Annotated in this window: 15 protein-coding genes; 4 read left to right on the forward strand and 11 right to left on the reverse strand. The window is 29.0% G+C overall.

Annotated features, from left to right (window positions below):
* Positions 1 to 1,392: 1,392 nt before the first annotated feature.
* The 4 genes from ACNF36_RS02170 to ACNF36_RS02185 are packed head-to-tail and all read left to right on the forward strand — an operon-like array spanning position 1,393 to position 3,713.
* Positions 1,393 to 2,427 (forward strand): tyrosine-type recombinase/integrase, encoded by a 1,035-nt coding sequence (locus ACNF36_RS02170; RefSeq protein ID WP_418303566.1) that lies wholly within the window; start codon positions 1,393 to 1,395, stop codon positions 2,425 to 2,427.
* Positions 2,414 to 2,746: a hypothetical protein gene (locus tag ACNF36_RS02175; protein WP_323177452.1), complete on the forward strand. Its 333-nt coding sequence runs from the start codon at positions 2,414 to 2,416 to the stop codon at positions 2,744 to 2,746. The genes ACNF36_RS02170 and ACNF36_RS02175 overlap by 14 nt, the downstream gene beginning before the upstream one ends.
* Entirely contained in the window at positions 2,746 to 3,204 is a 459-nt protein-coding gene (locus tag ACNF36_RS02180) for a hypothetical protein (RefSeq protein ID WP_323177453.1), read from the forward strand. Before ACNF36_RS02175 ends, ACNF36_RS02180 begins: the two co-directional genes overlap by 1 nt.
* Positions 3,205 to 3,206: 2 nt before the next feature.
* Positions 3,207 to 3,713 (forward strand): hypothetical protein, encoded by a 507-nt coding sequence (locus ACNF36_RS02185; protein ID WP_323177454.1) that lies wholly within the window; start codon positions 3,207 to 3,209, stop codon positions 3,711 to 3,713.
* Here the strand turns inward: ACNF36_RS02185 and ACNF36_RS02190 are convergent.
* Genes ACNF36_RS02190 through ACNF36_RS02240 form a run of 11 tightly spaced genes read right to left on the reverse strand, consistent with a single transcriptional unit; the run spans position 3,710 to position 15,573 of the window.
* The gene (locus tag ACNF36_RS02190) at positions 3,710 to 3,883 is read right to left on the reverse strand and encodes a hypothetical protein (RefSeq protein WP_418303567.1); all 174 of its coding nucleotides are present in this window, start codon (positions 3,881 to 3,883) and stop codon (positions 3,710 to 3,712) included. The genes ACNF36_RS02185 and ACNF36_RS02190 overlap by 4 nt on opposite strands.
* Before the next feature lies 1 nt (position 3,884).
* Positions 3,885 to 4,244, reverse strand: a complete 360-nt coding sequence (locus ACNF36_RS02195; RefSeq protein WP_418303568.1) for a hypothetical protein — start codon at positions 4,242 to 4,244, stop codon at positions 3,885 to 3,887.
* A 3-nt stretch (positions 4,245 to 4,247) separates the two neighbouring features.
* A complete protein-coding gene (locus tag ACNF36_RS02200; protein ID WP_418303569.1) occupies positions 4,248 to 5,918 on the reverse strand; it encodes a hypothetical protein in 1,671 nt (556 codons plus the stop codon).
* A gap of 1 nt (position 5,919) precedes the next feature.
* Positions 5,920 to 7,254 (reverse strand): hypothetical protein, encoded by a 1,335-nt coding sequence (locus ACNF36_RS02205; RefSeq protein WP_418303570.1) that lies wholly within the window; start codon positions 7,252 to 7,254, stop codon positions 5,920 to 5,922.
* Positions 7,255 to 7,260: 6 nt separating this feature from the next.
* Complete coding sequence (locus ACNF36_RS02210; RefSeq protein WP_418303571.1) at positions 7,261 to 8,220, reverse strand: hypothetical protein; 960 nt, start codon at positions 8,218 to 8,220, stop codon at positions 7,261 to 7,263.
* 11 nt (positions 8,221 to 8,231) lie between these two features.
* Complete coding sequence (locus ACNF36_RS02215; RefSeq protein ID WP_323177460.1) at positions 8,232 to 8,747, reverse strand: hypothetical protein; 516 nt, start codon at positions 8,745 to 8,747, stop codon at positions 8,232 to 8,234.
* Positions 8,748 to 8,787: 40 nt separating this feature from the next.
* Positions 8,788 to 10,866, reverse strand: coding sequence for a hypothetical protein (locus ACNF36_RS02220; RefSeq protein WP_418303572.1), 2,079 nt, complete (start codon positions 10,864 to 10,866; stop codon positions 8,788 to 8,790).
* Positions 10,850 to 12,058, reverse strand: a complete 1,209-nt coding sequence (locus ACNF36_RS02225) for a hypothetical protein (protein ID WP_418303573.1) — start codon at positions 12,056 to 12,058, stop codon at positions 10,850 to 10,852. The genes ACNF36_RS02220 and ACNF36_RS02225 overlap by 17 nt, the downstream gene beginning before the upstream one ends.
* Positions 12,045 to 13,724 carry a hypothetical protein gene (locus ACNF36_RS02230; RefSeq protein WP_418303574.1) on the reverse strand — a complete coding sequence of 560 codons (1,680 nt, stop codon included), beginning with the start codon at positions 13,722 to 13,724 and terminating at the stop codon, positions 12,045 to 12,047. The genes ACNF36_RS02225 and ACNF36_RS02230 overlap by 14 nt, the downstream gene beginning before the upstream one ends.
* 9 nt (positions 13,725 to 13,733) lie before the next feature.
* The gene (locus ACNF36_RS02235; protein WP_418303575.1) at positions 13,734 to 14,552 is read right to left on the reverse strand and encodes a hypothetical protein; all 819 of its coding nucleotides are present in this window, start codon (positions 14,550 to 14,552) and stop codon (positions 13,734 to 13,736) included.
* A complete protein-coding gene (locus ACNF36_RS02240) occupies positions 14,539 to 15,573 on the reverse strand; it encodes a DnaB-like helicase C-terminal domain-containing protein (protein ID WP_418303576.1) in 1,035 nt (344 codons plus the stop codon). Before ACNF36_RS02240 ends, ACNF36_RS02235 begins: the two co-directional genes overlap by 14 nt.
* Positions 15,574 to 15,776: the final 203 nt, after the last annotated feature.

Here is a 15,776-nt window from a genome sequence, read left to right on the forward strand (position 1 = left end):
TATATATATAATCATGAGTTAAAAAGTGTTAAGAAATAAAGTCTATCAATGTCTTTTTAGAATTTGATACTACACATATGATATCTTAACTATCATAATAGTAACCGTCCGAAGTTCTTGAGCTCCTTGTTTTGTCGTCAGCAAACAGGAGCACAAGACGAGGACAGTAAGTCTTTCAATAGTTCAATAGAATAAGTGTTGTTATTTATATTTTAAAAAGACATAAAACAACCAATAATCTTCTTACTATTATTTTAACAGAGAAAAACAAACTATATAGACACAATATTATGATTTTTAAAATATAAATATATACCTTATTACCTTATTTAATTTCTTCCTACAGTGGAAAAATTAAATAAGGTATATATAAGATATATACACTAATATCTAATATATAAAATATATTTATAATGAATATATTTTATATATTAGTATATATACATAATATGTATTTAAAAACTATTCTAACATATTTTTAAATACATATTATGTTATTGCATATATAGTATATTTATATACTATATATGCTTACGTTATTTCTATCAGCGGTCTATGTGTAAGTTGATAGCATCAAAGTAATAAAAAAACAGCAATGTTAATCACTGTTTAAATCGCTCTTTTACTCTGACCCTTTGAATGCAATTTGACTTTTTTGAAAATCTTTTAAGGAGAAAGAATCTCTTTATTCTTATTTGTAATAACCTAACTCAACAATTGAGTTTGAAAAATATAATATATTAATGTTCAATTTCTTTAAATTTAGAAAAGAATAATTAATGAAAAAAACTTTTCAGTTCCTAGCAGCATCTATAACTATAATAAATTGATTTTGTATCAGCTTACTCTTCAAAATAAAAGAACTCCAAAAGTGAGTTTGCTTTAGCTTTTGTATTACATTTATCTCTACAAAGAAAGGTCACTTTATGGCTGATTGGAGTTCAGTGATACTTAAGAAACGAAAGAGATTTTTTGTATGCTTGTTTTGTAAATTTGTCTCTCCTTAAATATCATTTATATTATACCATATATTTTATTTATTTTATAAATAAAATATATATTTTGTTAAATAAAAAAATATTTTGAGAAAAATAAAAAATTGGTGTTATAATATTTATGCAGTTAAACAAATCTCGAACCTTGTTTAGCATACAGTGAAACTTACAGCTATTCTTTTAGTTGTATATGTGCAATATCTTTTAAGTATGTTAAAAAAAGAGAAGTCAGAGATGCTTGTTTAATCTCTGACTTTATTTATTAACTTAACTGCTTCAAACTTTGAAAATAAAAAAAGAAAGGAAATCAACTTTAACTCGAACCCTGTTGATTTCCTTATGAATAGTATAGCACAAAAATCAACAGGGAAAAGTTTAAAGTTTGATTATTTACACAATGAACTTAAAAGAATACTCAAAAATTTATGTTGATAATTTACATAACTCAAAAACAAGACAGACATATAAATATTTCTTTGATAACTTCTTTAAATGTTTCTCTACACCAGAACCATCAAATGAAGAACTTAAAACAGTAATAAAAGATTACAGAGATAGATTAAAACCTAGCTCACAACAAACATTCTTCTCAATGCTTAAATCATTGATAACAAAATACAACCAACTACAACAAAAGTTTGTTTATGATGTTTCAATCATTCCGAATATCAAAACAGTTAAAGCAGCAACATATGTTCCAGATGTTGTTGAACTTTCTAAAATAAAGAAATATGCGCTCAACTATGATAATTCAAAGGGTGTTGCTTCGTTTGTCTTATTTGCTATCGAAAACGGTGCTAGATTTAGTGAAATTTGCAATGTTTTAGCTAATAAAGACAACTTTGTATATATGGAAGAAATAGAAGTGTATTCATCATATACACAAGCTAACAAGAACAACAATTTTAGAGCTTACAACATCTCTAAAGAGTATTGACCTTTATATGAAGAATTCATTGATAATTCAAAATTCCCTAGAGATATGAATTATCAATTCACAAGGTTTATAGCTGAACTAAAAAGAGACTTACCAGAGTTTGCTGATAAACCAATTACAATTCACACATTCAGAAAAGCATTTGTTACCAATCAATATAGAAACAATACAGACATTGTGAAAATTCAAAAATCAACAGGTCATAAAGACACAACAACATTAATAAATACATACATAATTCAAACACCTGAAGAGTTAGCGAAGATAGTTAAAGATGCTACTGACCCAGCAAGACTTAAACTCATTAATCAAGCTGAAATGATGAGAGAAATTGAACAACTTAGAGACTTTAAAGATATCGCTCTCATCAATGAAAAGAAACAATTAGCACTGTTAGAAGCTGAAAGATTAGAAAATCAAAAATTAGCAAAAGAAAATGAAAAATTAAGAAAACAAATTGAATTACTTGAAAGAGGAAACAATGAAAACAATTAATCATTCACAAATATTAAAAATAACAGAAATCACTTCAAAACTTTTAACTTCAAAGGAATTTATAACTTGTCCTATTAAAGAAATAAACGACTTTGTAAGGGAAGAAAACTATGTTTATGATAGTAAGTTCAAAAACTCTATTTCTGATGATTTTAACTCATATATTTGCAAGATAGAAGAAGATGGGACAGTCTTTCATTCATACCTTAAAGTTTTAAAGTTATGAACCAATAAAGTATGTTCTAACTTAACTGAATCAGAAGCTATTAAATTAGTTAAAAAAATAAAAGCATTCAAAGAATCTAAAGGGGACAAATAATGAAGAAAACAAAAATACCATCTGAACTTTTGCTATTCACAGAACCAAAAGAAAGAAAATGAGAAAAGCTTAAAAGATACTTCAGAGAACTTAGAGATTTCAGGAAACAAAAACAAAGTTATGAGAATGTTATTTCATTGATTACCATACTTGCAAATAAAGAATCTTTGAAGTTAATGGTTCAAATGTCTTTTGCTGATAAACTATTCTGAACATATAAGAAGTTTTCTGTAATTTCCTTTATTTCTAAATTAGAAGTATTTTGAAGTGTTGAAACAGAATTTTTAGACTTCTTAAAGAGACAATTATATGATTATATTGATAGACAAAATCAAAACGATGCAAATAACTTTAATGATGTTTTTGAAGGTATCTATGAGATAATCCATAGAACAACGACATATTATTTAAAAACGCATTACTCAGACAAATATCAAAGGGATAAGTTTTTAAAATAATTATGATTAAAGAAAAAATCAAACTTCCAAACTTCGGAGAGCTTGGAATAGATATAAAAGAATATCTCTGAAAAAACCTTCCTTCTTCATTTACTGAATTTGATTCGAAGTTTTCACTAACATTTAAAACTCATATGATAAAGTGAATGCATACAAAAGAAATTGACCTTGACTTATACCCACAATATAAACATATTTTAATGTATATGACTTTTATAAACTTCAGAAAAGAACTACAGCTTGCTAATTTACTTAATAAAGCAAACTTCAAAATCAAAGCAACTTCTTCTTTTGTTGATATGAAATACAAAGTTGATTTATACGGAACCAACCCAAATAATGAACTTATATTTATACAAGTTAAACCACACGATAATCATAATAATGAATATGATTTGACTAACTTATTAGAATATTCAAAAAAGCACTCTGCTACTCCTTACATTGCTTTCAAGCAGAACCAACAATGAAAGATTAAGAAACTCAATACAAACAAAAAAACAGCTTAAACTGCTGTTTTTTCTTTGTCCTTGGTCTTAATAATCTCTTTAAGTCTTTCGAGCTCTTCTTGCTCTAAAGGGACATTCTCTAGCACTGCAATAGCAGCATCTATTGAATGAACTTTCATTCACTTAAAGAAATCTAAAATCTTTTTGAAAAATTGTCTTATCTTGTCCATTTTAATTTTCTCCATCAATAATTTGTTTAACTATCTTTTTCACATCATTAGATACACCATTGTTTTCAACATATACCTTAAAAGCAGCATTATATCTATCTTGTGAAAGTTCAATGTTTCTTAATCTTTTGTTAATATCATCTATTTTCTTTGTTTGCTGTTCTATTAGATGAATCAATGCGTTCACTTCATCTCCTTGTTTTGTGTTTGTTATGTTAATGTGATTAGCAGACTTATTTACATTGTTTGACTGCTTGTTTTGTTTGTATTTAGTTATTAATCAATAAACAACATACATCAAAGCAATAACAGCAACAGAACCACCTGCTCCTGCTATTGCTGTAATTACATTTTCACTCATTTTTTACCTTGAACTATTCTTAAAGCGTGCTACTAATATAGCATATTCGCTTGGAGATATGGGGTCTCTATGGTTAGATGCTCTATCTCATATTGTTAATTGTGTGTCTGTTGATTTTGTATATTTGATAACAACATTGATTGCAATTTTATCAACTGCTTCTCTGTAAATGTATGGTGTTTTTTGTCCTGCTTTGAACTTAAGTTCATTATTCTCAACATAGAAGTAATCTCCTTGTGCTCCTATAGCTGCATGTGATATTTGTAAGATTGGAAATTGCTTTCTATTTTGTGGTTCATCAGTTGATGAATAAGCAGAAAAACTCCCCTCAATATTCACTAAGTCTTTAACTCCTGCTATTAATGTTGAAGGTGTGTCGTTACTTCATTCAGTTTCATATTTAACTAGCTTCTTATATACAGGGAAACCATCTAGATATTCACCTGTGAATTGCTCTTGTTCAGTTGTGTTAATAGCTCAAGGTAGTGTTGTTCCCATCTCATTAACTGTTTCTGATAAATCCATAATATCGCTATTTCAAGGATGTGAATCTAACTCTTCCCTCATTCTTGTAGCCATTTTAAAAAGAGCTGTGATAGATTCTTTGCTTGGTTTTGCATTTTTAAGCTCTTCAATGTTTTGAACTAGCTCTTTAAACTTTTCTTCAACTTGTTTAAGAAATCCTGGTTCCGGTTCTCCTTCAGCATAATCATCACTTCCAAATAAGCCGTCATAAACTTCTTCAATTTTCAAATCAATATTTTCTTTTCAGAGTGTTAATTTAGGATATATTGAATTTCATTTCTCTTCATCTGCTGCTCTTACTTCATTGATGCTTTGAAGTGTGTTAGTGTATTGCTCTTCATAGTTTCTTTTGAATGTTGAAAAAGCTTCAATCTCTTGATTTAGAGCATTCTCTAACCTAGTTCTTTCAGCTTCTAGTTGCTCAATTTTGTTAATGTTATCTAAAATTTGATTTGCTTGGACTTTGTCCATTTGAATATTCTTTCTAATCTCTGCTCACTCCATTGACGAAGGCATTCTTTCGGCTGATAACTTAAGGTTTCTAATATCTGTGTCTATTTGTTCTGTCTTTGTTTCAACTGTCTTTTTAAACCCTTTAATATCTTCATTTACCTTATCAAAATCAGTTGTCGAAATAAAACCTGATAGCTTGTCTAAACCTTTAACAATTTCAACCCCTAAACTGTCTCATTCCCCATCATAAAGCAATTTAGCAGCAATCGGGTTCAAATGTTGTTCAGCAAATACAAACTCTCTTTGTGTTCCTAATACTTGAGCAGAACCACCTAAAAGTGTAAGTCTTGAATTAACTTCAGGAATAGCATTATTTGTATATCTGTTATTTACTTCGTGGAACATTGATTTTTTAAGCAATTGATATCTATCATCCCCAATAGCATTTTTAAACTGCTCCACATTGTAATCAACTTTTTTAGCAACTAATGATACAACACTGTTTATTAAAGCATTAACAGAGTTATAAACACTGTAAATTACTCTGTTATATATTTCTTCATCTGATAACTCACTCATTAAATTAGAGAGTTTTTTTGGTGTCTTGAAAGGGACTAGCATATTGAATTCAGAGCTTTTAAACTCTTCAAATGATAGACCCATATTTTTGATAAATAAAACTTCTTGTCTGTCCATCTTATTTTGTCCTTTTTATTCTCTTCGCTTGTTTTGTAAATGTTCGTGATTCATTACCGTAAATATAAGGTGTAAATTTAAGTACTTTTTTACCTTTAGCATTTGTGGTTTGATAAGCAAATAGTTGTGTCTTGTTTGTTCTGTGTTTTTTAACATATTTATCATATTGGTTTGTTTGAAATAATGTTTCATCTAAAGCATCAGCTGTAGCATAATGCTCTGCTAATCTGAATCTCTTAAGAAAATCTCTTTGAGCTAACTTATCAACTTCAAACTCTGTTGATGTGTCTATTCTTATTCTTCCCATATCTCAACCTCAAGCTCAATTGTCCAAATAATATTGTCCTTTTGATGGAGCTTTTAAGAAGTTAAACATCTCTTCATAAGACATTGTGAATTGTAAGGGTCTTTTTCCTTTTGGAAAGTTCTTTGATTTAGTTGCATCTCTCTTAAAGTATAAGAAGAATGAAACATCATTGCTTTGGTCTCAATATCTTTCATCATAAAGTCTTATTCCACTAATTCACGAACTATTAAAATAGAATTGTCCTTTATTTGCTAATCTATTTGCTCTAATATATTTGTTTGCTGTTTTTGGATTAATTACCTTCTTCTTAATGATTTGATTTTGTAATTGCTTTTTATAATAAGAAGCTTGTAATCTAACCATTTTGTCTTTAATATTCTTTTTGACTAATTGTTGTGCTTTTGTTGATAATTTAGTCACTAAACTAAAAGGGTTCTTTACAATTGAGAAAAACTCTTTCCCTGTCTGAATTACTTTGTTTATTGTTTTAGCATTTACAAACTTTCTAATTGTGTTGCTTTTAATTAGTTTATATTTATCAACATACTTAAAAGCAGTCTTTGTAATCGTTTCAATCTTTTGTGTTAGTCCTTGCTTAATAAATGAAACAGCTTTTTTAGTTGCTTGAATACCTTTAGTGATGTTTTTACCAAACTTGGTTACTTTCCTAATATATGAAAGTCCTTTTGCTAAACCAAAGGTTGCTGTTTCAATAGCAGTTGATATAGCAATAGCACCTCAATCAACTGCCCCTTTATTTTCTACCAATGAAACAATTACATTCTTTACAAACCTTGCTCCTATCTTGATAAGTTGTAAAGGAACAGCTCCAATTGGTAATACCACACTTAAAGCATCAATTGCTACCTCTAAAACAACGTCTATAAAAAAAGAAGAAACAGCTTTGAATATTTTGCTTCAAATTGTTTCTTCTTTCTTCTCCTTGTCTTCTCTGATAGCTCTTAAATAAGATAATCTCTCTTGTGTTGATTCATACTTAATTTGAGGTTCTTTGAAAACTAAAAGCATAACTGTCTAATCTCTTGTTGCTGGTTCAGTAATGAATTTGTCTTCATTTTGTTTAGTTTTAGCACTTGAAGCAATACCATAAACTAACCCATTGTATAAGACACCTAAAGCATTAGCAATTTCTGCTCTTACAACAATATCAGCAGATGCATTATCAATTGGTCCCATATACATTTTGATAGCATTGACTGCTCTTAAACCAACGAATGTTGGAGCGACTAACACATCTAATTGGTTAAGAAAAGGGTTAGAAACAACTTTGTAACCACCGATGTAACCAATTGAGTATTGACCACCATCAAATGTTTCTTTTGCTCTGTCTCCAACAACCCCAGCATCTGCTAAATAGTCAAATGCTACAGGGTGAATAGATATCAAAATATCATCTGGTGCAATTTGGTCGATTCCTTGTTCTGGTGAATATGTTAATGTAAGTTTTGTTGCTAACTTAACAATTTCTTTTTTATATTCAGCAGGAGTTTTTGTTTCAAAATCAATAACTGAAACTTTGCTGTTTTCAATAGCTTTGTTTTCTAAAAGATTGAATGCTGTTCTTTCTGTTAATCTAACGAAGTCTTGAGACATCTTTGAAAGCTTAATTGAAGCAATATCAATTGGTAACAATTCTTTTTCTTGAGCTGTAAGCCCTTCATAAGCAACTAAAGGTTCATTTCAGCTTACTGAAACTTGTTTTCCTAATCTGAACTTATCAGGTGTCCCAGCTCCAATTCCATCAGTTCTGTTTTTAAATACAGTTGAAGGGTTCAACATAACAGAAATGCTTCTTTGTGAAACTTCTAAAACTGTGTTCCCTTGTGAGTATTTTGAGAAAAGTGATCTATCTTTGTAATAATCAACTAATTGTGTTGCTGTGATTTGTGAAAGTGTAATTGGTGAGTTTGAGTTTGATGCATCTACTAAACTCTTTTCACTTGTTAAAATTGATTTAATTTGTGTATTTAACATATTTATCTCCTTTAATCTATGATTATTCCATTACCTCAATACTTAGCTTTGAACTCTTGTTGTGGTTCTTTGCTTTGTGTTGGTTCTGGTGTTTCTTCTTTAACTTCTCAACCTAGTTCAGAAGCTTGTTTTAATATTGAAGTTTTTAAATTAGTAAAATCTAAATTATTGAGCTCAATATTTTCTTTGTTAACTTTTCCTTTAAAGTTCATTGTATCAATGGTATTATCAACAATTAACTTAATATTTTCTTTTGCTAATTTATTCTCTTCAATAAGTTTTGAATAGAGTTCTTTTGTTGTTTCAAATTCAGAGAGAGTTGATTTTAGAGTTTCAATCTCTTGTTCTTTATTTGATAACTTTGTTTTAATATAGTTCTCTAATTCTTCTTTTGTTTCAAAAATAGCATATGTATCTAAAGCATTGAGAATTTGAGTTCTTTTAGCATCTTCAGATAAACCTAATTTTTGAAAAGTTTCTTGGTCAGAAAGACCTAATTTTTGTGAAATCTTCTTGATAATTTCCATAATGTTCTGTCTTTATAAGGCTGCAGTTCCTTGTCCTTTCTTATCAGAAAATAATTTTGTTATATGGTTTGTTTTTTGTTATGAATTTAGTTCCTGAAATTTCTATTCAGTCTAATCATAATGCTCGAATTTCGATTGAATTAATTTGCTCTGGTTGTTCTTTGTGAATTGTGAATGATTCTAGAAAATCTGCTTCAGTAAGTCCCGTTGAATTAACAAACTCTTCTGGTGTATTGAATATAGTGTCTTTTAGTAAGTCATAAAATTCACTTGGAGAATAGTTTGAATTAACTTGCTTTTCATACATTAATTCAACTATTCCATAGCAACTGTCTTTTCAGTATCCAAATTGTTTGAATTTTTCTTTGTTATCTATAAAGAAATTTTGTTCTTCTTTTGATAAATCTAAATTGTTATCACAAAATTCTTTAAATGAGTTACCATTAGAATTAGCATATTGTCCATATTTAGTTAAATAGAATATCTTGCTTAATGTATAACTGTTATCAATATTTTGTGTTTCTCTAATCTTTTGGTCGATGTATTCTCTGACTATTTTCTTCAAGAAAATCATTGAATCAGAAGTATCATTCTCTCTTATCTCAACCTTTGTATCAAATATATTTCATAATTTACCTGTTGAATTTGTCTGTTTTGTATCAATATCAGGGTACATATGTAGAAGATCAGCTCACATTGATGGAGTTAGCAATCAACCATCATAATATGTAACATTACTATGTGGAGCAAGACCGCCTACATCTGATACTGATTTAACATCTTTCTTATAGCAAATTGGAATTCTTTTCCTAATGAATTTATTTTCATAATCTTCATTAGCATATGAACTATAATCAACTAATTTTTTAAACCCTTGTGGTGTTAAGAATAGATATGATACATAATTGAAGTTATAAGTCTTATCGTTAAACTCAATCGGTGTTGCTGAATAGTCTTTTTCTTCCAATACATTTGGAACAAGTGAAAGTTGAATGTTTGAACCATTAAACTTTACAATGTTATTATTAAGAAAGTTGTTTTGTAATCTTGAATGAATTTCATTATTTGTATTTATGTCATACATATATGAGAATCATTTGGCATTGTTGTTATGGTATCAAACCACTAAAGGACTATAAAGCATATTCTCGCTGTTAAACCCACCTTTGAAAGCATAAGTGGAGTTTATATCATTCGAAAATGCTAATAAGTATGCTTTTAAAATGTTTGTCTTGTGATAATAACCATTAACAACATATTCGTTTAACTTATTCTGAACTTGTTGGTCTGTTCAGTTTTTTAAGTCAGATATCTTCCCATACTTCTCTTCAAATTTCTTCAGTTGTTCTTCATTCATTCCTTGAAATGATGTTCTAACTATCTTAGAAACATTGACCAAATACTTGCAAAAGTCAATATATTCATTTCTTACATCTCTATTATTCAAATATTCTTTTAATGGAATGAAGTTATTGCCTGCTAAACTTCAGAAGTTCAGAGAGTAATTATTTCCTTTAACATTAAAAGGGTTAATGATGAGCATATAAGGACTTTGAGATTTATTAGTTGCTTTAATAATTTGATACTTATCATCTAAAAGATTAATTGAGTTGATTAAAGCACCCTTATTTGTCTTAATGACTAAATCATCTAATTGGTTAATTGTTGTTTCATTTCCTTGAAACTTAAAATGAAAGTCAATGTTATGAAGTTCTTTGTAATAGTCTAATTGTGTAAGTGTTATATCAGCATATGCTTCTAACACATCGTTGAGTTGCATATTATCAATTTTGTTTTCGATAATATAGAACTCATTGAATTGAGTCACATAAGGACTATCAAATGTGAAAAGATAAAAGATGTTTTTAGATGGTTCAACTTCTAGATAGTTATATAAATCACTATCTCCTGTAATTGTGTAAGAGTTAAACAATTCATTGCTAACATTACCATCATCTAATAAGGTGTTTGATAGTTTTGTGTGGTTTAACTTAATAACATCAAACTCTTCAGGTTCTGGTAAGTTAATAACATTGATACTATGTTTGATGAAGCTTAAAGGTTTATTTGATTCAATCTTATAAACAAAAAGCTTTGAAGTGTTATTGTTGAAGTTCATCACTTACCTCATTTGTTTTTGTTTGTCGAATGTCTTGGTTTCTATTTAATAGAACCCCATTTTGGTCAGTTGATAATATTTTTGCTTGTTGTTCTAAATATTTTGAAGAACTAGTTGTTATAACATTGATATCTTGTAAATAATCTAATCCTAACACTCTCAACACTAATCTAGCGAACTTCTCATAATATATCTCTCTTAAGTTTGCTTTACCTTCAATATAGTGATTATATGAACTGTTTAATTGTTGTGCTTCCACTGAATGGATGTTGTGAGTTCCACCATCAGTTGAATCTTTTTTGAAGATTAAAGCTTGTTTGATTCAATACATAATGCTTTCGATTGATTGAATTGTTGAAAGTGCTGTGCTTTGTGACTGCGCTATTTCGAAAGGTTTAACCATTTGGTCACTATAAGGTGCTATTGAGTGTGTTTGAATAATTCTATCCTTTCCTAATGAGAACAATGATTTAGACACACTGTTAGATTTAGAGTTTCCTAAATCTCAATTGATTAAAGGAATCGGAGCAGATAAGAAACTATCAAAATATAAAGCGCTCAACTTAATGTCTAACAGAGCAAAAAGTTCTTGGTCTATTAAGTCCATCTCTGCTTGTCCTGTTGAATTGTTTTTGAAGATAACAAAAGGAATAAAGTTATCTTTGAATATTTCTTGTTTGTATCTTTTACCTAATAAGCTTGAAAGTGGTTGTCTCTTTCCGTTCTTATCAATAATTGACTTTTCAACATAACCTTTATTGTTTAATAAATCATATGTTGTAAATGTGTTATATTCATCAACTCCATTTGATAACTTACCTGTGTTAATTTGTAAATAAACTAACTCATTATCATCATTGGTTTCGTAATCGACAACTTGAGCTAAAACAACCTTTTTATTGTTTTGAATTCCTAAAGCTCAAATTCCTTTTGTGAATAAGAACTTTTCTAGTTGTTGAATAATTGAAAGAAAATCATTTCTCTTTAAGAAAGCATCAAACTCTTCTTTTCCATTAGTAAACTCAAAAGTGGGAAGTTCAGTTGCTAATTCAGAAACTTGAAGCAATGCTCCCTGCTTTTCGAAAAAGCTTCTTGAGTTGATTTTGAATTCATTATCAATCTCTGTTGGAATAATGGAGTTATTTATGACCATAGCTCCTTTTTTGAAAATTGCTTCATTATCTAACGCCATAATTCTCTCCTTGCTGTGCTAAATTTCAAAGCACTTTCTGCTTTTTGTATGTTAAGCTGTTAGACATTTCAAAAGCATTTATTAAGTCATATATCTCTGGAAAAACAGTTTCATCTCTTTTCTTTTCTCCAGGTTCAACATATTGCTTTGATAAGTTCTCTAATAGCTTTGTTGTATCATTTGTATTTAAGATATACACCATATTATTCCCAAAGATTCACTCTGTTCATCTTTGTCTGCTTTCGATACCGAACTTTTCAGTTCTCGTATCTTTTCTATTTGCTAATCTTGAATATATTTTGAAATCTGGAAACTTGTTAGCTAATTGTTGAAGTTCCAGATTTACATAATCGCTTACGTGGTCATTATCTGTTAAGATAACATTCTCAAATTTGTTTAAGTTAAAAAATTCATTTGTATGATAAGAATTTTTTAACTCTTCGAATATTCAAATATTGCTTTTAATAATCAAATCAATCAATAACTTATTAACTTCAACTCTTGTTGGTCTATGTTTGAAGAACCTTTTAAGGTCTTCTATAGCATCTAATATTACAATCTTCCCATCATCTAAAAGCAGCGTTCTACATCAAGAAGCATTATCGCTCTTCCCGGGGTCGTATCCATCAAAAACACCTAAAACTTTTCCTGCTCTTATAAACTCTGATACTTGCTCTTTTGTAATGAACTCAATATTTCTATTAAAATTGTTGTTATCATAGATTAAACTTTTAAGATAGAAAGCACTTTGTTTATCTTCATTAACAAAAGCAAAACCCGCTACAGTAATAACTCACAATCTAAAGTTAGTTGATTTTAAAAGTTCAAATTGTTTTTTTTGTATTTCGCTCATTTCGCTATTTGGAGTGAATAGTTTTGAATACATAATTACATTAATACCTAAACCTTCAGAGAACGTTGGAGACGTTTCATAAATAAATTTATCTTTAACTAATTTATCTAACACTTGAATGTTAGTTGTTCCATTGTGTGAAATTAATGGAATAACCTTATTATGATAATCAGTTATTAAAAAATGCTCTGTTGTAAAAATGTTATAAAAGAACTTAACTTTTAATTTTGTATCTTGTGGTGCTTTAGTTCTCAAAACGGTGTTTTGAATTAATAAAGGTATATTTTCTCTTTGATTCTGATATAAATCTCTTAATTGACTTGGTGTATAGTTTGTATTTTCAGGGTCTTCAATTGGTTCATCAATAACCAACTCTCCAAAATAATAATCTGCTTTTGGTAATGTGATACCTTGGAATGCTTGAATCTTTTCAAAGTTTTGAAACAATATTTTTCTACTTGTTTTGGTATCAGTCCCATCACTTCAGTAGATAGCATCTTGTGTAAAGACTAAATATCTCTTGATATTGATTTTGTGTTTTGTTTCTAAAAAGTCTGCTGCTTTTTGAAACATTGGTATCAATGTATTCTTAATATGGTTGTATTGATTTCTACATCAAACAGAGTTAAAGTTGGTTTCATTAGCTAATCTATAAAGTGTGATAATAGCACCATTGAAAGATTTTGAAACCCCTTTTGCTCCACTCTGAATTTCAAAGAATTCAGAGCTTTCAAAAGCATCAAAAGCAGGGTTGTCTGGAAGGTCTGTATAGTGTAATATCTCCTTTAATTTTTCGAGTGGAAACAACGACATATTAACTTCCTACTTTTCTTCTACAAATTCAAAACCTGATTCGTGTTTTGGTTTTGTCTCTGTTGGTTTTTCTTGTGGTTCTTCAACCATTGAAAGTTCTTCATAACTCCCATACACTTGATAATATGTTGTCTTTTCATCTTTTGATAAGTTCTTTTGAACTAAAGGGACAAACTTTACAAATGCTCTTGAACCTTTTTTGTTTAGATAAGGTGATTCATATATTGGTGGAACTGCTCCATCCATCATAGCAGGGTGTCTTACTTTTAAGGTTTTGATTAATGTTAAAAATTTCTTTTGATTGTCTTTTAATGGAATAGCAGCTTTGCAATATACAAAGTTTTTCTCTGTTCTAATTTCATCAGTTAATAATTCGACTGAAGCATTTACAAAAATAAATGTTCCTTGGACTGCTTTATAAGCATCTGCTATATGGTAAGCAATAACCTCTGATACGTATTTGTTAAGTATCTGATAGTGATAAATTAGATACATAAATGTATTAAATATATGATTGGTGTGTTCATTATTGAAATCATTTGCTAACACACTTCCATAGAAATTTAAGAAGTGTCCCACTTGAATTTCTTTAGATGCTTGCTCTGCTTGCTTTCCTGTGAATTTTAATTTAGCTGAAGCAGGTGTTGGTCTGTAGTTCTCTGAATGAAATTTATCAGCATAAAGAACATCAACATATAATTCTTTAACTTCAAAACCACTTTGTGTTGTTTTTGTAATTAATTGACCTACTTCTTTAACATACACTACACCTTCACAATATGAGAAACCTTTGTGAAAGGTGTAGTTGATTGTTTTATTGTTTTCCATTTTCTCTTTCCTTTCTTTGTTTCTCTAGATTTCTAAAAGCACTAACAATTCAAGCTTGATTTTCTTGCGTTAATTCAATCATTAAAGCTAAAGGTTGAATGAATACAATCTCTTGCTCTTTTCCTATACATCCATTCCTGTTTTTAGCAATTGATAAATTAACCATTGAATAATTGTTTCTCTCTTTATTCTCTTCAATGTCTCTCTCATATAGAAACAACACAATATCAGCATCTTGTTCTATACTTCCACTGTCTCTTAAATCAGTAAGAACAGGTGGTTCTGCTTTTAACTTTTCAACTGGTGTAGGTTGCTGTCCTTTTTCATTTGCTTTTTTAGTTGCTTTTGGTTTTCTTTGTTGTGAAGTTGTTCAGTCTCTGCTCATTTGAGAAAGAGCAACAACTGGAATGGATGTATCTAAAGCTAACTTTTTTAATATTCTTGATATATATGAAGTTTGTTCATATTTACTAGAGAAATGTTTTGCTGTTGAAAGTATTTGTATATGGTCTATGAAAACAGCTCTAACTTTCTTTTGTGTTCTTTGCTCAAAGAACACAATTAAGTTTTTAATGTGTTCTGCTCTTATATCAGGGTCATCTACAAAATAACATTTTGAGTTTTCAATCACTCTATCAAAACCCATCTTATTGAAAGCTTTTAAATCTTCAACTATATTTAAAGACTCATAAAAGTTTTTTAATTCATAGAACGTATTCATAGAAAAAAGCTTTTGTGTAATCTCTGAAGCAGTTTGTTCTAACGAGATGAACAACACACACTCATCTTTATCTAATGAACTATTGAGTTCATTTATTAAGTTAATTAAAAAGGTTGTTTTTCCTGTACCGGGTCTTCCTCCTAAAACAATAAATTGTGAAGGTCTTAACCCCTGAAGTTCGTTGTCTATAAACTTAAACCCTGTCCCTTTTAAAGTCATTTGATTCAAGTTTGGTTTTTCCATTCATTCAGTTATTACTGAACCTACACCTTTGATTTTGATATTTTCAAAGTTTTGCATACAAAAAATCTCCTTCAGTTTTGAAAGAGATTATTGGTCGAAATTTTGTGTTGTGATTAAATGAACATAGACCCTATTTTTTTTCTTAGCACCCACCACTTGCTTGTGATATCAGCAACTCAAAATTATATATATAATCATGAGTTAAAAAGTGTTAAGAAATAAAGTCTATCAATGTCTTTTTAGAATTTGATACTACACAT

The organism is Mycoplasma sp. 4463 (assembly GCF_048381515.1).
Taxonomy (GTDB): Bacteria; Bacillota_I; Bacilli_A; order Mycoplasmatales; family Metamycoplasmataceae; genus Mycoplasmopsis.